Raw genomic sequence first — 17,804 nt, 5'->3', positions numbered from 1 at the left:
GATGACGGGAACGACACGCAACTCCAGCCCCGAACTCGGGGAATTCCTGGCCGCCCACCCGGGCCGCGACTTCGATCGCGACGGCCTGCGCTATCATTACCTGGACGAAGGCGAAGGCCGCCCGGTCGTCATGGTCCACGGCAATCCGACGTGGTCGTTCTACTATCGTCGCCTGGTCGAGGCGCTTAGCCCCTCGCACCGCACGATCGTCCCCGACCACATCGGCTGCGGGCTCTCCGACAAGCCCGGCGACGACCGGTATCGCTACACGCTCGAAAGCCGCGTCGACGACCTGGAACGCCTGCTCGACCACCTGGGGATCGTCCGCGACGTGACGCTCGTGGTCCACGACTGGGGGGGCATGATCGGGTTGACGTACGCTGCTCGCCGGCCCGAGCGGATCGCCCGCCTGGTCGTGCTCAACACGGCGGCGTTCCACATGCCGACGGACAAGCGGTTCCCCTGGTCCCTCGGCGTCTGCCGCAACCCGGCGCTCGGGTCGCTCGCGGTCCGGGGGCTCAACGCCTTTGCTCGCGGGACGGCGGTCATCGGCTGCACCAAGGAGCGGATGCCGAAATCGCTCCGCGACGCCTACGTCGCCCCTTACGATTCGTGGGCGAACCGGATCGCGGTTCATCGGTTCGTCCAGGACATCCCGCTTCGCCCGTACGACCGGTGCTACGACCTGGTGAGCTGGGTCGAGAGCCGGTTGCACTTGCTCCGCTCGGTCCCCATGTTCATCGGCTGGGGGATGAAGGACTTCGTGTTCGACGCGCCGTTCCTCAGAGAATGGGAGCGACGCTTCCCGCTCGCCGAGGTCCACAAGTTCCCCGATGCGGGTCATTACATCCTCGAAGACGAAGCCGAGACCTTGATTCCGCAGATCGCGAGCTTCCTGGACGCGCCCGAGTCGCCGTCGTCCGTGACCGCGACGCAGGCCGCCGAGGGTTGACCCGGACATGAACACGCCGAGTCAAGACGTCGAGGACGCCCCCGCGTCCGTTCCCATCGCCGACGATCACCTGGCCAACATCGCCCAGCACCTGCACGACATGGCGAACCGCCAGCCGCACCGGGCGGCGGTCGTCGTGCCCCAGGGGCGCGGGGCGGCGGGCCAGATCCGTTACGGCCACTTCACGTACGGCCAGCTCGACCGCGACAGCGACGCGATCGCCGCCGGTCTGATCGAGGAGGCCGTTCCCCGAGGCAGCCGCGCCGCGGTGATGGTCCGGCCGGGGCTCGACTTCTTCGCGCTGGTCTTCGGCCTCTTCAAGGCGGGCGTCGTCCCGGTGCTGATCGATCCGGGGATCGGGCTCAAGAGCCTGGGACGCTGCCTCGACGAGGCCGAGCCGGAAACCTTCATCGGCATCGCCCCGGCGATCGTCGCCCGACGCGTCCTCGGTTGGGGCCGCGACACCGTCCGGCGCGTCATCCTGGCGGGCCAGGGCAAGTGGCTGAACAGCCTGGCGACGGCCTCGCTCGACACGATTCGCCGGCGAGGTCGCGAGGCGATCGCGAGCGGGCGGATTGCGACGCCGGTCTTCCGGGGCGTGAAGCCCGACGAGCCGGCGGCGATCCTCTTCACCAGCGGCAGCACGGGCCCTCCCAAGGGGGCCATCTACACCCACGCGATCTTCCTCGCGCAGATCGAGTGCTTCCGATCGCTCTACCAGATCGAGCCGGGCGAGATCGACCTCTGCACGTTTCCCTTGTTTGCGCTCTTCGCCCCGGCGCTCGGGATGACGTCGATCGTCCCGCAAATGGACCCCACGCGCCCCGCCCGGGTCGCCCCGGAGAAGCTGTTCGAGGCGATCGACGATTTCGGCCCGACCAACATGTTCGGCTCGCCGGCGCTTCTGAAGCGCGTCGGCCCGGCCGGCGTGGCCAAGGGCCTGAAAATCCCGACCCTCCGCCGCGTGGTCACGGCCGGTGCGCCCGCGTCGCCCCGGGTGCTCGAAACCTTCGCCCGGCTGCTCGAACCTCCCGCCGAGATCTTCACGCCGTACGGAGCTACCGAGTCGTTGCCCGTCGCCTCGATCGGCAGCGCCGAGATCCTCGGGGAGACGGGTCGCCAGACGGACCTCGGCCGAGGCGTCTGCGTCGGCCGTCCGGTCGGCGACATCACGGTCAAGATCATCCGGATCAGCGACCAGCCGATCCCCGAGTGGAGCGATGATCTGGTCGTCCCGGACGGTGACGTCGGCGAGGTGATCGTCTCCGGTTCGGTCGTCACGCGCGAGTACTACGGGCGGCCCGAAGCCACGGCGCTCGCGAAGATCATCGACTCGGCGAACGAAACCTTCTATCACCGGATGGGGGACGTCGGCTACCTCGACGATCGCGGCCGGATCTGGTTCTGCGGCCGGAAGTCGCACCGGGTCGTGCTGAAGGACGCGACGCTGCACACGATCTGCTGCGAGGGCGTGTTCAACGCTCATCCTGAAGTCGCGCGGACCGCGCTGGTCGGCGTCGATCGCCCCGAAGGAAGAATCCCGGTCCTGTGCGTCGAGCCGGTCCGCCGGCTCGGCCGCCGCGACCGCGAAAGGGTCCGGGGCGAGCTGCTGGAACTCGGGTCGAAGTTCGATCACACAAGGCGGATCACAACGATCGTGTTCCACCGCGCGTTCCCCGTCGACATTCGCCATAACTCGAAGATCTTCCGCGAAAAACTGGCGGTCTGGGCCGCGAGGAAACGGCCATGACGCTCGACCCGTCCCGCCCCGTGCTCGTGACCGGAGGCGGCGGATTCCTGGGATCGGCCGTCGTGGCCCTGCTCCGCGCCAAGGGGCAGGCCGTCCGCACCCTGACCCGGCGTCACTATTCTCAGCTCGACGCGCTCGGGGCCGAGCAGATTCAGGGGGACATCGCCGACGCCGGTGTCGTCGCCCGCGCGGTCGAAGGTTGCGACGCGGTCTTTCACGTCGCGGCCAAGGCGGGCCTCTGGGGGCCCGAGCACGAGTACCGGCGGACGAACGTGCAGGGCACCAAGAACGTCGTCGACGCCTGCCGTGCTCACGGCGTCCGCAAGCTGATCTACACGAGTTCCCCCAGCGTGATCTTCAGCGGGAAGGATCTCGAAGGCGTCGACGAGTCGATCCCCTATCCCGACCACTACGAAGCGGCGTACCCCCGCACGAAGGCCGAGGCCGAGAAGCTGGTTCGCAAGGCGAACGACGGCGCGCTGGCTACCGTCGTCCTCCGGCCGCACCTGATCTGGGGGCCGGGAGACAACAACATCCTGCCCCGGGTCTTCGCGCGAGCCCGGGCGCGGCGGTTGTTCCGGATCGGGCGTCGCAACCCGTTGATCGATCTGACGTACATCGATAACGCCGCTTCAGCCCACATTCTGGCCGCCGACCGCCTGGACGTCGGCTCTGCGGTCGCCGGCAAGGTCTACTTCATCGCCCAGGGCCAGCCCGTGCCCGTCTGGGACATGATCAACCGGTTTCTCGATATCGCCCATCTGCCGCCGGTGAAGCGCACCGTGCCGAAGTCGCTGGCCGTCGCCCTCGGCCGAGCCTTCGAGGTCTGCTACGGCGTGCTAAGGCTCTCCGGGGAACCGCGGATGACGCGGTTCCTCGCCCATGAGCTTTCGACGGCGCACTGGTACAATCTCGACGCCGCGCGCCGGGATCTCGGCTATGCTCCTCACGTCAGCATCGAGGAAGGCCTGCGCAGGTTGGCCGCCTCGCTACAACAGGACCAGACCGAGATTTAGCGCGGTATGCTTTTGGGTTGCAGACCCCCGGTGTGCGCAGGAAGTCCGTTTCGTTGTAGGGGCGCCCCTTGTGGGTGCCCGAGTCGCCAAGGCCGCCGCAGTTGCCGACGCCGATCGGGCGCCCACAAGGGACGCCCCTACGCATGCAACCCAATCGCAAAACCTGTCTGGATCGCGGGCCGAGGAGAGACGACATGAGCCCTTCCGTCTATGCGATCGCCACGATGGACACCAAAGGGCGAGAGCTGCTGTACACGGCCGATCGGCTGCAGTCGGCGGGCGTGTCGGTCGTGATCGTCGACGTCGGGACGCGAAACGATCCCGACGACGAAGCGGACGTGTCGCGCCAGACCGTCGCTTCGTTTCAACCCGAGGACGAGACAGGCTCAAGCCTCGATCGCGAGGAACGGGGCGCGGCGATCTCGTCGCTCAGCAGGGCGTTGACGAGGTTTCTTGTCGCCGAGCACAAGGCGGGGAAGGTCGCGGGGGTGATCGGGCTCGGCGGCAGCGGCGGCACCGCGCTGATCACGCCGGCGATGCGCGCGTTGCCCGTCGGGTTGCCCAAGCTGATGGTCTCGACGGTCGCGAGCGGCGACACGTCGCCTTACGTCGGCTGCACCGACATCTGCATGATGTATTCCGTCGTCGACGTCGCCGGCCTGAACACCGTTTTACGGACCGTGCTGGCGAACGCCGCGCACGCGATGGCGGGGATGGTGAAGGACGCGGTCGCGATCGAGGTCGAGCGGCCTGCGCTGGGCCTGACCATGTTCGGCCTGACCACGCCTTGCGTCACGGAGGCTCGCGAAGAGCTGGAGCCCCTGGGGTACGACAGCCTGGTCTTCCACGCCACCGGGACCGGCGGCCGAGCGATGGAGCAGCTCGTCGCCTCGGGTCTGATTCAGGGGCTGCTCGACGTCACGACGACCGAAGTCGCCGACTTCCTCGTCGGCGGAGTCTTTCCATGCACGACCGACCGGTTCGAGGCCCAGATCGCGGCGCGGATTCCCTGCGTGATGAGCCTTGGCGCACTCGACATGGTCAACTTCGGCGCGCGGGCCACGGTTCCCGAGAAATATCGCGACCGCCTTTTCCACCAGCACAACGAGCAGGTCACGCTGATGCGGACGACGGTCGACGAGAACCGTCGCTTTGGCCGTTGGATCGGCGAAAAACTCAATCGCTGGCGGTCGCCGGTGTCGCTCCTGATACCGGAGCGCGGCCTGTCCGGACTCGACGCGCCGGGCAAGCCGTTTCACGACCCCGAGGCCGACGCCGCCCTGTTCAACGAGCTGGAGGCGACGGTCCACCAGACCGCCGACCGGACCATCCGGCGGTTTCCGCTGCACATCAACGACCCGCAGTTCGCCCGCCAGCTCGTTCGAGCCTATCTCGAACGGGCCGCGCTGGGTCGCGATCCGAAATGACCCTGGAGTTCCTGACATGGCGGAAACGCGTTCGACGATCCTGGAGAGCTTCCGCAAGAAGGTCGCGGCCGGCCTGCCGATCATCGGCGGCGGGGCGGGGACCGGCCTGAGTGCCAAGTGCGAGGAGGCCGGCGGGATCGACCTGATCGTGATCTACAATTCGGGACGGTTCCGGATGGCGGGCCGAGGCTCGCTCGCGGGCCTCATGCCGTATGGAAACGCCAACGCCATCGTCAAGGAAATGGCGTACGAGGTTTTGACCGCCGTCGACCACACGCCGGTCGTGGCGGGCGTCTGCGCGACCGACCCGTTCATGATCACCGACGTGTTCCTTCGCGAGCTGAAGGAGCTGGGCTTCGCCGGAATCCAGAATTTCCCGACCGTCGGCCTGATCGACGGCGTCTTCCGCGCGAACCTCGAAGAGACGGGAATGGGCTTCGACTGCGAGATCGCCTGCATCAAGAAGGCCCACGAGCTGGATCTGCTGACCACGCCCTACGCCTTCGACCCGGACCAGGCGCGGAAGCTCACTGAAGCCGGTGCCGACTTGATCGTGGCTCACATGGGTCTGACGACCAAGGGGAGCATCGGCGCTCGGACGTCGCGGTCGATCGACGACTGCGTCCGCGACGTGGCCGAGATCGTCGCCTCGGCCCGATCGGTCCGTGACGACGTCCTCGTCCTGTGCCACGGCGGTCCGATCGCCATGCCGGACGACGCCCGCTACGTGCTCGATCGCGTCGAGGGACTCGACGGCTTCTACGGCGCCAGCTCGATGGAGCGATTGCCGACCGAGCAAGCCATCGCCCAGCAGACGCGCGATTTCGTCGGCCTGCGGCGCGGACGCGGCAAGCCGAAGTCCGAATAAGGCCTCGAAGTGATCAGCGACCCGCCGACGCCGAGCCCGCGACCGCCGAGCGGGCCGGGAGCAGGACCGTGAAGCAGGCGCCGCCGCCGGGATTGTTACGGGCGGTCAGCCGGCCTCCCAGCTCGCGGACGATCTCGGAGGCGAGATACAAGCCGTAACCGCTCCCCCCTTCCCTCGTCGTGAAGAACGGTTCGAAGATCCGCCGCAGGTAGTTGTCGGGGATTCCCGGTCCTTCGTCGAGGACTTCCATCCGGACCCATTCGGTCTGGCCCTCGTGGACGCTGTCGGTCCGTAGCAGAATCCCCCCCTCCTTGCCCGACGCGGCGATCGCCTGGTGGGCGTTGGAGAGAAGATCGAACAGGACCTGCATCAGCCTCCCCGCGTCGCCGTGAATCTCGTGCAGATGGCCGCAACGGGTCTCGACTCTCACCTGCCGTTGATTCGGCGGCAACCCCTTCGTGAACAGGTCGACCGCCTCCGCGAGCAGCGAACCCACGTCGACCGGCTGGAGGTGCACCGGGCCGGGCCGGACCGCCGCCATCAGGTGCTCAAGCCGGAGTTGGAGCAGACTCGACCCGCGAAGGATCGAGTCGACCCACTGCAAGTCGTCGTCTCGGTCGTGAAGGCTCAATCGCAGCAGCTCGGCGCTGCCGCGGATGACCGAGAGCGGCCCCCGGATCTCGTGGACGATCCCCGCGAGCAACCGACCGACCTGCACCAACTGGCGATCGAGCACCGCCAGATCCGAGAGCTTGCGGTACTGGACCAGGCGCCGGACGCGCGCCAGGATCAACTCCGGAGCGGAGTCCTTGGTCGTATAATCGTCCGCGCCCGCATTCAAACCCGCCAGGACGCCGGAATCGTCGTGGCCTACGGTGAGGATCAACACAGGGGTTCCGGCGATCGCGCCGTCGCAACGAATCGCCTGGCACGCCGCCGTCACGTCGAGATCGGGAAGCGCGGCGTCGAGGACGATCAAATGCGGCCGGACGTCGCGTGCCTTGAGAACCACGTCCTCGCCCCGCGACGTCTCGAAAACGGCGTACCCGCCGTGCGATAAAATCGAGCGGAAACGCGCCCGGTCGGCGTCGTTGTGATCGACGAGTAAGACGGTCGCCTCGGGCTCCACTACGTGTTCCTCGCTCGTCAGCGGCGTGTCGTGGCAAAGGCGTCCGGTGGTTCGGATCGACGTCGCGGACGATGCACGCCTGCTGCGAAGCACGCAACGCATCGACCGAAGCCCAGACTGGATCGCGTCTTGGTCTGATACTGGGATATAATACCTTGACCGGTCAATGCCGCGGATAGAATTTGAGGAACGAGACGAAGCCGGACCTTCAGGGACGACCTTGTAACCAAGAGGCGGACGACCGACCGACCGCCTCGCGCACCAGCCGAGACATGGGGCCACGATGATCGCCACTCCCGCCGCAGTCGACAATCCCGGCCTCGCCGCCTTGCCGTTCGAGACCTATCGGCAGGCTCCCAACGCCGAACTCAACGAGCGCATCGAGGCGGTCAAGCGCGAGCTGGGCGATGCGCTCCTGATCCTCGGCCATCACTATCAGCAGGATGAGGTCATCCGGTTCGCCGACCTGCGCGGCGACAGCCTGAAGCTCAGCCAGCTTGCGGCCGAGAGCCGGGCCTGCCGTGCGATCGTCTTTTGCGGCGTGCATTTCATGGCCGAGACCGCCGACATCCTCTCGCGCGACGAGGTGACCGTCCACCTGCCCGACATGGGCGCGGGTTGCAGCATGGCCGACATGGCCGACCTCGACTCCGTCGAGGCCGCCTGGGCCGACCTCGGCGAGCTTATCGACGTCGAAGACCTCACGCCGGTGACCTACATCAATTCGACGGCCGAGTTGAAGGCGTTCTGCGGACGCCACGGCGGCATCGTCTGCACCAGCACGAACGCGCGCAAGGTCCTCGATTGGGCCTTCGCCAAGAACAGTCGGGCGCTCTTCTTCCCGGATCAGCACCTCGGACGCAACACCGCGCGGGCGATGGGCATTCCGCTCGACCGGATGCACGTCTGGAACCCCCGGCTGCCGCTGGGGGGCAACTCGGTCGAGGCGATCGAGAACAGCCGCGTCTTGCTCTGGCGCGGGCATTGCTCGGTCCACCAGATGTTCAAGCCGGCGCATGTCGGCCAGTTCCGCAAGCAGTTCCCCGGCATCAAGGTTCTGGTGCATCCGGAGTGCATGATGGAGGTCGTCGAGCTGGCCGACCTGGTTGGGTCGACCGAGTTCATCATCAAGACGGTCGAGAACGCCCCCGCGGGCAGCACCTGGGCCGTCGGCACCGAGCTTCACCTGGTCAACCGGCTGGCCGCCGAGAATCCCGACAAGACGATCCATTTCCTGTCGCCGATGGTCTGCATGTGCGCGACGATGTCCCGGATCGACCTTCCCCACCTGGCCTGGTGCCTGGACAATCTGGCGCGGGGCACGCCCGTGAACCAGGTCAAGGTCCCCGACGAGACCGCGCGATGGGCTCGCGTCGCCTTGCAGCGGATGCTCGATCTGCCTTGACACAGGACGGGCTCGCGCATGACGACGCGTCCACGCGCGCGGCTCACACCCTTCGACCCGACCTTTCGCGATGGTCTTGCGGGGCTTCTCGGTTGCATGGTGTGGAGCCGGCGGCTAAGTATAAATCTATCCAAAACGACGACGCGCAGACGACGGCCCCATCAACGCAGAGAGCGAGTCTCGAAATATGGCTCTGATGACACGGCAGCAGTCGACGGTCTCCCAGGCGGATCTCGACCTGATCACGCACGCGAGCCATTGGAACCCGTTCACGATCCTGGGTCCGCATCCCTCGTCCACCAAGGAGGGCTCCAAAGGCTGGACGATCCGCGCCTTCTTGCCGGAAGCCCGCCGGGCCAGCGTCGTCGACCTGTCGCGCGGCGAGCCCGGCAAGCTCTACCCGATGGAGAAGACTCACGCCGACGGCTTCTTCGAAGCTTCGTTCCCCGACCGCTCCGAGGCGTTTCCCTATCGGCTCAAGATCGAGAACCATGAAGGCCATTCGTGGGAGCTGGTCGACCCCTACGCCTTCGAGCCGGTGCTCACCGACTTCGACCTGCACCTGCTGGGCGAGGGGACCCACCTTCACAACTACGAGCGCCTGGGAGCCCATCTCCGCACCCATCAAGGGTTTCGAGGCGTCAATTTCGCCGTCTGGGCGCCCAACGCGCAGCGCGTGAGCGTGGTCGGCAATTTCAACCATTGGGACGGCCGCAGGCACCCGATGCGCAACCGGGGCGCCACCGGAATCTGGGAGATCTTCATCCCCGACCTCTGCGAAGGCGAAGTCTACAAGTTCGAGATCAAGAGCCGACACCACGCCTACACCGTGCAGAAGTCCGACCCTTACGGACTTGCGGCCGAGTTCCGGCCCAAGACGGCCTCGGTGGTCTGGGACATCTCGCGGTTCTCGTGGGGCGACACGGAGTGGATGGCGAACCGGGCGCAGCGGCAGGCGCTCGATCAGCCGATGTCGATCTACGAAGTCCACCTCGGCTCCTGGAAGCGCAAGGTCGAGAAAGACAACGGCTTTCTCAGCTACCGCGAGCTGGCCGAGCAACTGGTCGCCCACCTCAAGCACAGCCACTTCACGCACATCGAGCTGATGCCGATCACCGAGCATCCCTTCGATGGAAGCTGGGGCTACCAGCCGGTCGGCTACTTCGCCCCCACGGCGCGGCACGGCAGCCCGGACGACTTCGCCTACTTCATCGACCACCTCCACCAGAACGGGATCGGCGTGATCCTCGACTGGGTTCCCGCGCACTTCCCCAATGACGTGCATGGGCTCGGGTACTTCGACGGCACCCACCTGTACGAGCACGCCGACCCCCGGCTGGGCGAGCATCGCGACTGGGGGACCAAGATCTTCAACTACGGCCGGCCGGAAGTCCGCAACTTCCTGTTCGGCAACGCTCTGTTCTGGCTCGACCGCTACCACATCGACGGCCTCCGCGTCGACGCCGTCGCCTCGATGCTCTATCTCGACTACTCCCGCGAACCGGGCGAGTGGGTCCCCAACATCTTCGGCGGCAATGAGAACCTGGAAGCCATCGACTTCCTCAAGCAGCTCAACGAGATCTGCCATCGCGAGCATCCCGGAATCCTGACCATCGCCGAGGAATCGACGAGCTGGTCGGGCGTCTCGCGGCCCACTTATCTGGGAGGGCTCGGCTTCAGCCTCAAGTGGAACATGGGCTGGATGAACGACACCCTCCGCTACTTCGCGAAGGACCCGGTCTATCGGAAGTACGAGCACGGCGGGCTGACGTTCAGCATGATCTACGCGTTCAGCGAGAACTTCATCCTCCCGCTCTCGCACGACGAGGTCGTCCACGGCAAGCGTTCGCTGCTCGACAAGATGCCCGGCGACCTCTGGCAGAAATTCGCCAACCTCCGCCTTCTCTACGGCTACATGTACGGCCACCCCGGCAAGAAGCTGCTGTACATGGGCGACGAGATCGCCCAGTGGCGCGAGTGGAACCACGACGAGAGCATCGATTGGCACCTCCTCGACTGGCCCGACCATCGCGGGGTCTTCCAGCTCGTCACCGACCTGAACGCGCTGTACAAGCATCAGGCGTCGCTGCACCAGATCGACTTCGACTGGCAAGGCTATGAGTGGCTCGAACTCCACGACTGGGAGAACAGCGTGCTCGCCTTCCTGCGCCGGGCGAAGAACTCGGAAGACGCGATGGTCGTGGTCTGCAACTTCACGCCGGTCGTTCGCGACGACTACCGCGTCGGGGTGCCGACCGAAGGGTTCTACGAGGAGATCCTCAACACCGACGCCGACATTTACGGCGGGTCGAACGTGGGTAATCACGGCGGCGTCTGGTCGCATCACGAGCCGCACGCCGGCCGGCCGTTCCACATCTCGCTCCGCCTGCCCCCGTTGGGCGTCCTCTTCCTCAAGGTGCCCACAACCGCCGGCGCGGGACCGAAGAAGAAGTAACGCGGGCCATCTGCGCAGGATCAAAATACAAGCCCGAAGCGCCAGCGAGTGCATCCTCCCGGCCGGCGTGCCGAGTAAGCGAACGCAAAACAATGCACTCGCTGGCGCTTCGGGCTTCCATTCGGAGGCCGCCCGCGCGACTCCGCGGCACTCCATTTTCATGAGGCCGGGCCCCTCCCACGGCGTCATGATGGCTTTTATTCCGACAATTCGGCCCGGCGGCCGCAACTCAGCGGTCGTCGAAGTCTTCGAGCTTCGGGGTCTTCCCGCGAGCGCCCCGGGCCGGGGTCGTCGGCTCGGGGACGCGCGTCGACTGCGGCACTAGCTCGTCGATCGCGACGTTCCAGGTCACGTGGCCGATCGCCACGGTCGCCATCCGTTTTCGCGGATCGATCTTCACGACGCGCCCGGGGCGGTCGTAGCCCATCTTGGGAACGACGACCCGGTCTCCCGGCTGCAGCCGCGCGCGGGCCTCGATCAGCGAATCCTCGCGGCGGCTCTCGCGCTGGAGGGTTTCGAGCTGTTGCGCGAGGGCTTCGCGCGTCAGCTCGGCTTCGGCCTGCGCCTCGATGGCCGCCTGGCGCGCTTCCTCGGCGTCCTTGCGCATCCGGGCGACCATGTCCCACTCGGGCTGAGACGATCCCGTTTGCTCTTCGAGGTACTTCTCCGCGCGGGCGACGAGATGTTCGGGAAGGCTCAGTCGGCGGGCGATTTTGAGGGCGTTCGACTGCCCCACGTCGCCGATGTGGACATGGTACTTCGGCTGAAGGCTCTCGATGTCGAACTCGACCGCCGCGTTCTCGGCCCGAGGGTTCGAGAGGGCGTACGTTTTGAGGTCGCCGATGTGCGTCGTCACCATCGCCAGGACGCCGATGCTGTCCAGCTCGTCGAGGATCGCCCGACCGAGCGAGGCGCCCTCGGCCGGGTCGGTTCCCGCGCCCAGCTCGTCGAGCAACACCAGCGACCGCTCAGACGCCTTGCCAATGATCTCGGAGATCCGCCGGATATGCGACGAGAAGGTCGACAACGATTGCTCCAGGCTCTGCTCGTCGCCGATGTCGGCGAGCACGTCGTCGAAGACGGGCAGTTGCGAGCCCTGCGACGCCGGGATGTGCAGACCCATCTGCGACATGATCGACAGCAGCCCGACCGTCTTGAGCGCCACCGTCTTGCCGCCCGTGTTCGGTCCCGTGATCACCAGCATCCGGAACCGGAGGCCGAGATGAACGTCGATCGGCACGACCTCACGAGGGCGCGGCGCGGGGCTCGCTGAGACGGCCGAGGCGGCTTCCGCCGGAGCGGACTCCCCAGACTCCGGATCAGCCTCGACCGCAGCGCCACGGGCCTCCTGGGCCGGCGGAGCGGGAAGCGGTTCGAGTCCCAGGGCCGGATCGCGGCGGAGGATGGCTTCGAGCAGCGGGTGTCTCGCCTTCCGCAGCACTAGCTTGCCGTCGTTGCTGATGTCGACGGCCGTCATCCGGTAATCGAGGCTGTACCGCGCCTTGGCGAAGATCAGGTCGATCTCAGCCATGACGACCAGGGTCCGCAGCAGCGCGTCGCCGACCTGCCCCACCTGGGCGCTCAGCCACCGCAGGATGCGGCGGATCTCCTTCGCCTCGCGCGCCCGAATGTAGGAGAGCTGGGCCGACTTTTCGGCGATGGCCGTCGGTTCGATATAGACCGTTTCGCTGCTGGCGCTGGTGCGCTGAACCGAGCCCGAGATCTCGCCGCGATGCTCCTTGGCGACGGGGATCACGTAGTGATGGCCGACCATCGTGAAGTTGGGATACCGCAGCGCCCGGCGGATTTCGGGCGAGCGAAGCATCGACCGCAGGGTCTCCTGGATTCGCTCCTCTACCTGGCTGATCTCGCGACGGAGGGCCGCGAGGCGACGGCTGGCCGAGTCGAGCATCTTGGCCCGGCTGTCCAGGCAGCCCTCGATCGCCGTGCTGACGCCGGAGAACTCGCCGACCTCCTGGCGAAGACCGCCGAGCCGGGGGAACCGATCGCCGATCCGCACCAGCCAGGCGTCGAGGTTCCCCATCGACCGAAGCGTCTCGGCGACCTCGGCAAGTTCCTCGGCTTCGAGCATCGCCCCGACCTGGGCGCGGCGGACGAGCGGTCGAATGTCGTGCAGCCCGCCGAGCGGCGGCTGAAGGCCCGAGACGATCGCCTCGGCCATCTCGGTCGTGAGCGCCTGCTTGGCGTGGATCTCGCCCGGATCGTGGAGTGGTTCCAGGCCCCGAGCGGCGTCCTTCCCCAGCGAGCACGCCGCGCGCGCCGCGACGAGGGCGCGGATCTTGTCGAGACCCAGAAGATCGAGCGTGTGGCTGTCCATATCGCCTCGCGGCTGACTCACGGTCGGCCCCGCCCCGAACCACCGGCGCGGGGGCGGCTGCGAGGCGTGATTCCTTGGATGACACTCCGACACCGGCGTCGGTTCGGCACGTCATTCGATTATGACGAGTCGACGCGGTGCGAGACCATGCCGATCGCGAAGGTCGTCCTCCGATCGCCGCCGCTTCAAGCTGTCAGCGCGGGGGGCGCGGCGCGAAAAGCTTGAGGCCGGCGGCGGGCTTCGTCGAGGGATCGGTCGGAGGCTTCGCGGGGGTCGCGGTCGCCGACGCGGTCGCGGGATCGGCGGCGGCGTCGGTCGTCGCCTGGGCGATGATCGGCTCGACGGCGCGTCGCCAGGCGGCGACCTCGGTCCCTTCGTCCTTGCCGGTGAGCTTGCGGAGCGCGCCCACGGACGCCAGGCGGATGGCCGGGTCTTCGTGCTCCATGGCGTCGAGCAGGACCTTGTAGATCCGCGGGTCCCGGCTCTTGAGGTCGGCCAGCCCTTCGATGGCGGCGATCCGCGCATCCTCAAGGTGATCGAGCGTCATGATCTGGGCGAGGACCGTCGCGTCCTCGGAGCGCCCGACCTTGCCCAGCGCGCGGCAGGCTTCGATCTTGATCACGGCCTCCTGGTCGTGCACGGCGCGGAGCAAGACGGCGCGCGCGCTCGGATCGCCCAGATCACCGAGACTGCGGCAGATGACGGCGCGGATCGCCACCGGCTCCTTGCCGCGCTCGTACTTCTCGATCAGCGTCGCGACCGCCTCGCTCTTCTGCTCGGAGTTGTCGTAGAGGTCCTTCGAGCCGAGCTTGGAGTAGGCGACGTAGCGGACGTTCGGGTCGGGGTTGTTCCGGACGTGCCCGAGGAAGCTGCGCGCGGTGGTGCCCACGTAGGTCGTGCAGCCCGCCGCGCAGGCGGCCAGGACGACGGAGAGGCGAGCGATCGCTCGCCGATTCGCGCGGGTGCGGAGAATTCCCTCGTCCATGAGCGTGGAACCCATCCTTGATCGAGTGGTCGACCGGACTCGCGGACCGCGTCTCGTTGATCCGCCGTCCTGGCGGTCACGCGAGAAAGCCGCAAGCCGACTTGTGCGATTGGAGACGGGAAATGGTCCCGCACAGCCATCCTGCCGGACTGGCGCGGGGATCTTAGCCTGGAACGTCCGATCCGCCAAGAGCGAGTTGCACGCCGACCGAAGGCGTCGCGCGGCCGCCCCCGCCGGCGCAATGAAAAAGGCCGAGATCCGTCACGAATGAGGACCCGGCCCTGGTGGTTTCTTCGTTGCTTCGCCGACCGTCGTTCAGGCGGAGGTGTTCGAGGTCGAGTCGGAGCCCGAGCCGGCCTGGTGCTTCTCACCCAGCTTGGTGCCGTGGTACTTGAAGAACGCGCCGTCCTTCTTGCCCCGCTTGATGAGCTTCTTCGTCTGCAGCGAGTCGAGCTGCTTCTGGTTCTTCTTGGTCGCCGTGACGCCGGCTTCCTTCGAACCGACGACTTCCTTCAAGAGCGCCGCCTGAGCGTCAGTCAGCTTGATGACCGCGGCCTTCTTCGGCGCGGCCTTCTTCACGCCGGCCGCCTTCGCGACGGGGGCGGCCTTCTTCGGCGCGGCGGCCTTCTTCGGAGCCGCGACCTTCGCCTCGGGCTTCGGGGCGGGGGCGGCCTTCTTCGGGGCGGGGGCGGCCTTCTTGACGGCGGTCTTGGTCGCGGCTTTGGGTGCGCTGCTCTTCGTCGTCGTCTTCGTCCTGGCCATCGGTGTCACCTCGTCGACTGACATGTTCTCGTGACTGACCATCTCTCATAGAGCGGTCCCTGCGCCAATTCATACCAAATCTTTGACATAGTGGAAGAGGAAGATACGTGGAAACCGTCGATTTTCTCGGAAATTTTCGGGTTTTTCGGCCGCGCGGACTCGTCGCATCATCGTACGTTGGGACTCTTGTCCGGCATAATTTGCAAGCGTCTCGATGTCTTATCTCTTTGATTCATTGCGGGTTCACCCCGTAAAACACAGGCTTTTCGCGAATGCGGCTTCTCGTTGAACGCGCCTCAACACCCTCGGAGCGCGCTCCGAGGCGACCAAGAGGCCCGGCCCGGCGCGACGCGAGGCCGCGCGGCGTGCCGCGAGTTCGACGGTGCGAAACCCCACCACGCGAGAGGTCGGCGGAAGGCCCTCGCGATGATGGTCCACACCGGCCATGTGAGCCTCGTGAACCGCGCGTCGAGAGAGCCCTTTCGAAGACCCGTCGCAGCCCGCGCTTCGCCCCCGCGCCACGCGCTTCGACGGCCTTTCGTCGAGCATCGCCGACCCGCGACGAAGGGTCTCGTTTTCGACCTCGCATCACGGGCGGCCGGCGCCGATTGAACCGCGCCGCTCAAGGTCCGGATACAAGCCCGAAGCGCCAGCGAGTGAATGCTCCCGACGGCCGACCGCCGATTCACTCGCTGGCGCTTCGGGCTTGTACGAGGTCGGGCGTCCCGACGTCGTCATGCGCTACGATCGCGCGAACCCTTCGCGTCGGTCCAACCGGACCGGGTCCAATGAGCCTCGCGACACGCCGACGCGCCGGTCTCTTGTGCCTTGCACAACGCGCCGTCATGAGGCACAATTAGTGGACAAAGAACCACAGTGGGATCGAGAGTCGAGAATCGGGCGAGGGGTTCTGGTGATCACGCAAATCCGAGGTGTTCTCCGGTCGGTGAATGACGAGGCTCTGACCCTGGCGGTCGAGCCGTTCGAGCTCGAGGTCTTGATACCCGAGCACACGCGCAGGCAGCTTCAGGGGAAGGTGGGCGAGTCGATCACGTTGCACACGACGTTCTACATCGAGGGGCAGGCGATGGGGGGCAAGATGGTCCCTCGCCTGATCGGCTTCCTCTCGCCGGTCGACCGCGAGTTCTTCGACACCTTCTGCTCGGTCGACGGCGTCGGCGTTCGCAAGGCGCTCCGGGCCATGGTCCGGCCGGTCCGCGAGCTGGCCCGGACGATCCAGGAGCAAGACGTCAAGGTGCTGGCCACGTTCCCCGGGATCGGCGAGGCGATGGCCGAGCGAATCGTCGCCAAGCTGCGCCGCAAGGTCGGCATATTCGCCCTGATCGTCACGCCCGAGGGAGCGGGGCCGCTGTCGCATGCCAACGGCGAGGCCGAAAACGCCGAGCCCGACGTGGTCCGCGACACGTTCTCCGCGCTGCTGTCCGTGGGTCACAGCGAGATGGAGGCGCGAGCCGCCCTCGACCGCGTGCTCTCAGGCAAGAAGAAGTTCAAGTCGGTGGCCGATATGATCGAAGCCATCTACCAGCAGAGCAAGCCGTGACCGGGCGTAAGCTTCGCCGGGGGAGCCAGCACTAAGGAGGATACGATGGCGCGCGAAGTGAAGATCAAGGGAAAGCCCGACGACGACGACCGAGCCCCGAGGTCCAAGGCCCCCCAGAACGACGAGGGCGAGCCGCAGCCCAAGGCCGAGGCGGGCGACGAGAAGCTTCGTCCCCAGCGGCTCGGCGAGATCGTCGGCCAGCGCGCCGTCGCCGAACGGCTGTCGATCGCCCTGTCCGCGGCCCGCAAGCGCAACGAGCCGCTGCCGCACATCCTCTTCGACGGCCCTCCCGGGCTGGGCAAGACGACCTTCGCGAGCGTCCTCCACAACGAGCTAGGCGTCGAGCTGAACCTGACCAGCGGCGCGTCGCTCGATAAGAAGATGGACGTCATGCCGTACCTGACCAATGCGTCGGAAGGCTCGATCCTCTTCATCGACGAGATCCACCGCCTGCCCCGCGCCGTCGAGGAGTTCATCTACCCCGTCATGGAAGACTTCCGGGTCGACGTGGTGCTCGGCGAGGGGATGTCGGCGCGGACGATCAACCTGCCGCTCAAGAAGTTCACGATCATCGGGGCCACCACCCGCAGCGGCATGCTCTCGGCCCCGCTCCGGGAGCGGTTCCACATGCACGAGCATCTGGAATTCTACGACGCCGACGACCTCGCCCGGATCATCAACATCAACGCCGCCAAGCTGCGGACGACCGTCACGCCCGACGCCGCCTGGGAGCTGGCCAGTCGCAGCCGAGGCACGCCGCGGATCGCCAACGCCCGGCTCCGCTGGGTGCGCGATTACGCCGTGGCCTGCGCCGACGGCGAGATCAACCTGGCCATCGCCCGCGACGCGCTCGACATGCAGGAGATCGACTCCGAAGGCATGGACAAGCAGGACAGACGCTACCTTGAGACCCTGATCCGGGTCTTCAAGGGAGGCCCGACCGGCGTCGAGGCGCTGGCCGCCACCATGACGATCTCGCTCGACACCATCCGCGACGAGGTCGAGCCGTTCCTCCTCCGTCGCGAGTTCGTCGTCCGCACCCCGCGCGGTCGGGTGGCCACTTCGGCCGCCTACCGTCACCTGGGTCTCGTCGAACCCGAACCGGAGCCGGACCCGCTGTTCGGCCCCCAGCGCCGGCTGTTCGAGTAATGAAGCA

13 protein-coding genes are annotated in these 17,804 nt (G+C 66.8%); 9 read left to right on the top strand and 4 right to left on the bottom strand.

Annotated elements, in window-relative coordinates:
- The first annotated feature begins 1 nt into the window (after position 1).
- The 5 genes from BSF38_RS23200 (at position 2) to BSF38_RS23180 (ending at position 6,013) form a co-directional block, all read left to right on the top strand.
- Entirely contained in the window at positions 2-952 is a 951-nt protein-coding gene (locus tag BSF38_RS23200) for an alpha/beta fold hydrolase (protein WP_076349490.1), read from the top strand.
- 7 nt (positions 953-959) lie between these two features.
- Entirely contained in the window at positions 960-2,702 is a 1,743-nt protein-coding gene (locus tag BSF38_RS23195; protein WP_210405636.1) for a fatty acid CoA ligase family protein, read from the top strand.
- Positions 2,699-3,718 carry an NAD-dependent epimerase/dehydratase family protein gene (locus BSF38_RS23190; RefSeq protein WP_076349489.1) on the top strand — a complete coding sequence of 340 codons (1,020 nt, stop codon included), beginning with the start codon at positions 2,699-2,701 and terminating at the stop codon, positions 3,716-3,718. Before BSF38_RS23195 ends, BSF38_RS23190 begins: the two co-directional genes overlap by 4 nt.
- Before the next feature lie 194 nt (positions 3,719-3,912).
- Entirely contained in the window at positions 3,913-5,145 is a 1,233-nt protein-coding gene (locus BSF38_RS23185) for a Tm-1-like ATP-binding domain-containing protein (RefSeq protein WP_210405635.1), read from the top strand.
- A 16-nt stretch (positions 5,146-5,161) separates the two neighbouring features.
- Complete coding sequence (locus BSF38_RS23180) at positions 5,162-6,013, top strand: phosphoenolpyruvate hydrolase family protein (protein ID WP_076349487.1); 852 nt, start codon at positions 5,162-5,164, stop codon at positions 6,011-6,013.
- 13 nt (positions 6,014-6,026) lie between these two features.
- Here BSF38_RS23180 and BSF38_RS23175 read toward each other — a convergent pair whose 3' ends face one another.
- Positions 6,027-7,235 carry an ATP-binding response regulator gene (locus BSF38_RS23175; RefSeq protein ID WP_237170575.1) on the bottom strand — a complete coding sequence of 403 codons (1,209 nt, stop codon included), beginning with the start codon at positions 7,233-7,235 and terminating at the stop codon, positions 6,027-6,029.
- A 190-nt stretch (positions 7,236-7,425) separates the two neighbouring features.
- On the opposite strand from BSF38_RS23175, the gene nadA reads away from it, so the two are divergent.
- Together nadA and glgB are read left to right on the top strand one after the other, a co-directional pair.
- Positions 7,426-8,547, top strand: coding sequence for a quinolinate synthase NadA (nadA, locus tag BSF38_RS23170; protein WP_076349485.1), 1,122 nt, complete (start codon positions 7,426-7,428; stop codon positions 8,545-8,547).
- Positions 8,548-8,734: 187 nt separating this feature from the next.
- Positions 8,735-11,002 (top strand): 1,4-alpha-glucan branching protein GlgB, encoded by a 2,268-nt coding sequence (gene glgB / locus BSF38_RS23165; protein ID WP_076349484.1) that lies wholly within the window; start codon positions 8,735-8,737, stop codon positions 11,000-11,002.
- 229 nt (positions 11,003-11,231) lie between these two features.
- On the opposite strand, the gene BSF38_RS23160 is transcribed toward glgB, so the two are convergent.
- From BSF38_RS23160 to BSF38_RS30445, 3 genes are all read right to left on the bottom strand, one after another.
- The gene (locus BSF38_RS23160) at positions 11,232-13,361 is read right to left on the bottom strand and encodes an endonuclease MutS2 (protein WP_237170574.1); all 2,130 of its coding nucleotides are present in this window, start codon (positions 13,359-13,361) and stop codon (positions 11,232-11,234) included.
- 172 nt (positions 13,362-13,533) lie between these two features.
- Positions 13,534-14,325, bottom strand: coding sequence for a HEAT repeat domain-containing protein (locus BSF38_RS23155; RefSeq protein ID WP_076349482.1), 792 nt, complete (start codon positions 14,323-14,325; stop codon positions 13,534-13,536).
- A 315-nt stretch (positions 14,326-14,640) separates the two neighbouring features.
- On the bottom strand, positions 14,641-15,087 hold the full coding sequence (locus tag BSF38_RS30445) for a hypothetical protein (RefSeq protein WP_099092117.1): 447 nt from the start codon (positions 15,085-15,087) through the stop codon (positions 14,641-14,643).
- A 913-nt stretch (positions 15,088-16,000) separates the two neighbouring features.
- Between BSF38_RS30445 and ruvA the strand changes: the two genes are divergently transcribed.
- Positions 16,001-16,648: a Holliday junction branch migration protein RuvA gene (ruvA, locus tag BSF38_RS23145; RefSeq protein ID WP_076349480.1), complete on the top strand. Its 648-nt coding sequence runs from the start codon at positions 16,001-16,003 to the stop codon at positions 16,646-16,648.
- Positions 16,649-16,693: 45 nt separating this feature from the next.
- Positions 16,694-17,797 carry a Holliday junction branch migration DNA helicase RuvB gene (ruvB, locus tag BSF38_RS23140; protein WP_076349479.1) on the top strand — a complete coding sequence of 368 codons (1,104 nt, stop codon included), beginning with the start codon at positions 16,694-16,696 and terminating at the stop codon, positions 17,795-17,797.
- The last annotated feature ends 7 nt before the right edge of the window (positions 17,798-17,804 follow it).

The sequence above is a fragment of the Paludisphaera borealis genome, from assembly GCF_001956985.1.
GTDB lineage: Bacteria > Planctomycetota > Planctomycetia > Isosphaerales > Isosphaeraceae > Paludisphaera > Paludisphaera borealis.
The sequence above is the reverse complement of the archived record's forward strand: the minus strand, read 5'-3'. Positions and strand labels throughout refer to the sequence as shown.

Bases quoted from the DNA above. Each gene is read 5' to 3' on its own strand.
- ruvB (WP_076349479.1), top strand. From the start codon at position 16,694: ATGGCGCGCGAAGTGAAGATCAAGGGAAAGCCCGACGACGACGACCGA.
- BSF38_RS23185 (WP_210405635.1), top strand. From the start codon at position 3,913: ATGAGCCCTTCCGTCTATGCGATCGCCACGATGGACACCAAAGGGCGA.
- BSF38_RS23155 (WP_076349482.1), bottom strand. From the start codon at position 14,325: ATGGACGAGGGAATTCTCCGCACCCGCGCGAATCGGCGAGCGATCGCT.
- glgB (WP_076349484.1), top strand. From the start codon at position 8,735: ATGGCTCTGATGACACGGCAGCAGTCGACGGTCTCCCAGGCGGATCTC.
- nadA (WP_076349485.1), top strand. From the start codon at position 7,426: ATGATCGCCACTCCCGCCGCAGTCGACAATCCCGGCCTCGCCGCCTTG.
- BSF38_RS23190 (WP_076349489.1), top strand. From the start codon at position 2,699: ATGACGCTCGACCCGTCCCGCCCCGTGCTCGTGACCGGAGGCGGCGGA.
- BSF38_RS30445 (WP_099092117.1), bottom strand. From the start codon at position 15,087: ATGGCCAGGACGAAGACGACGACGAAGAGCAGCGCACCCAAAGCCGCG.
- BSF38_RS23180 (WP_076349487.1), top strand. From the start codon at position 5,162: ATGGCGGAAACGCGTTCGACGATCCTGGAGAGCTTCCGCAAGAAGGTC.
- BSF38_RS23200 (WP_076349490.1), top strand. From the start codon at position 2: ATGACGGGAACGACACGCAACTCCAGCCCCGAACTCGGGGAATTCCTG.
- BSF38_RS23195 (WP_210405636.1), top strand. From the start codon at position 960: ATGAACACGCCGAGTCAAGACGTCGAGGACGCCCCCGCGTCCGTTCCC.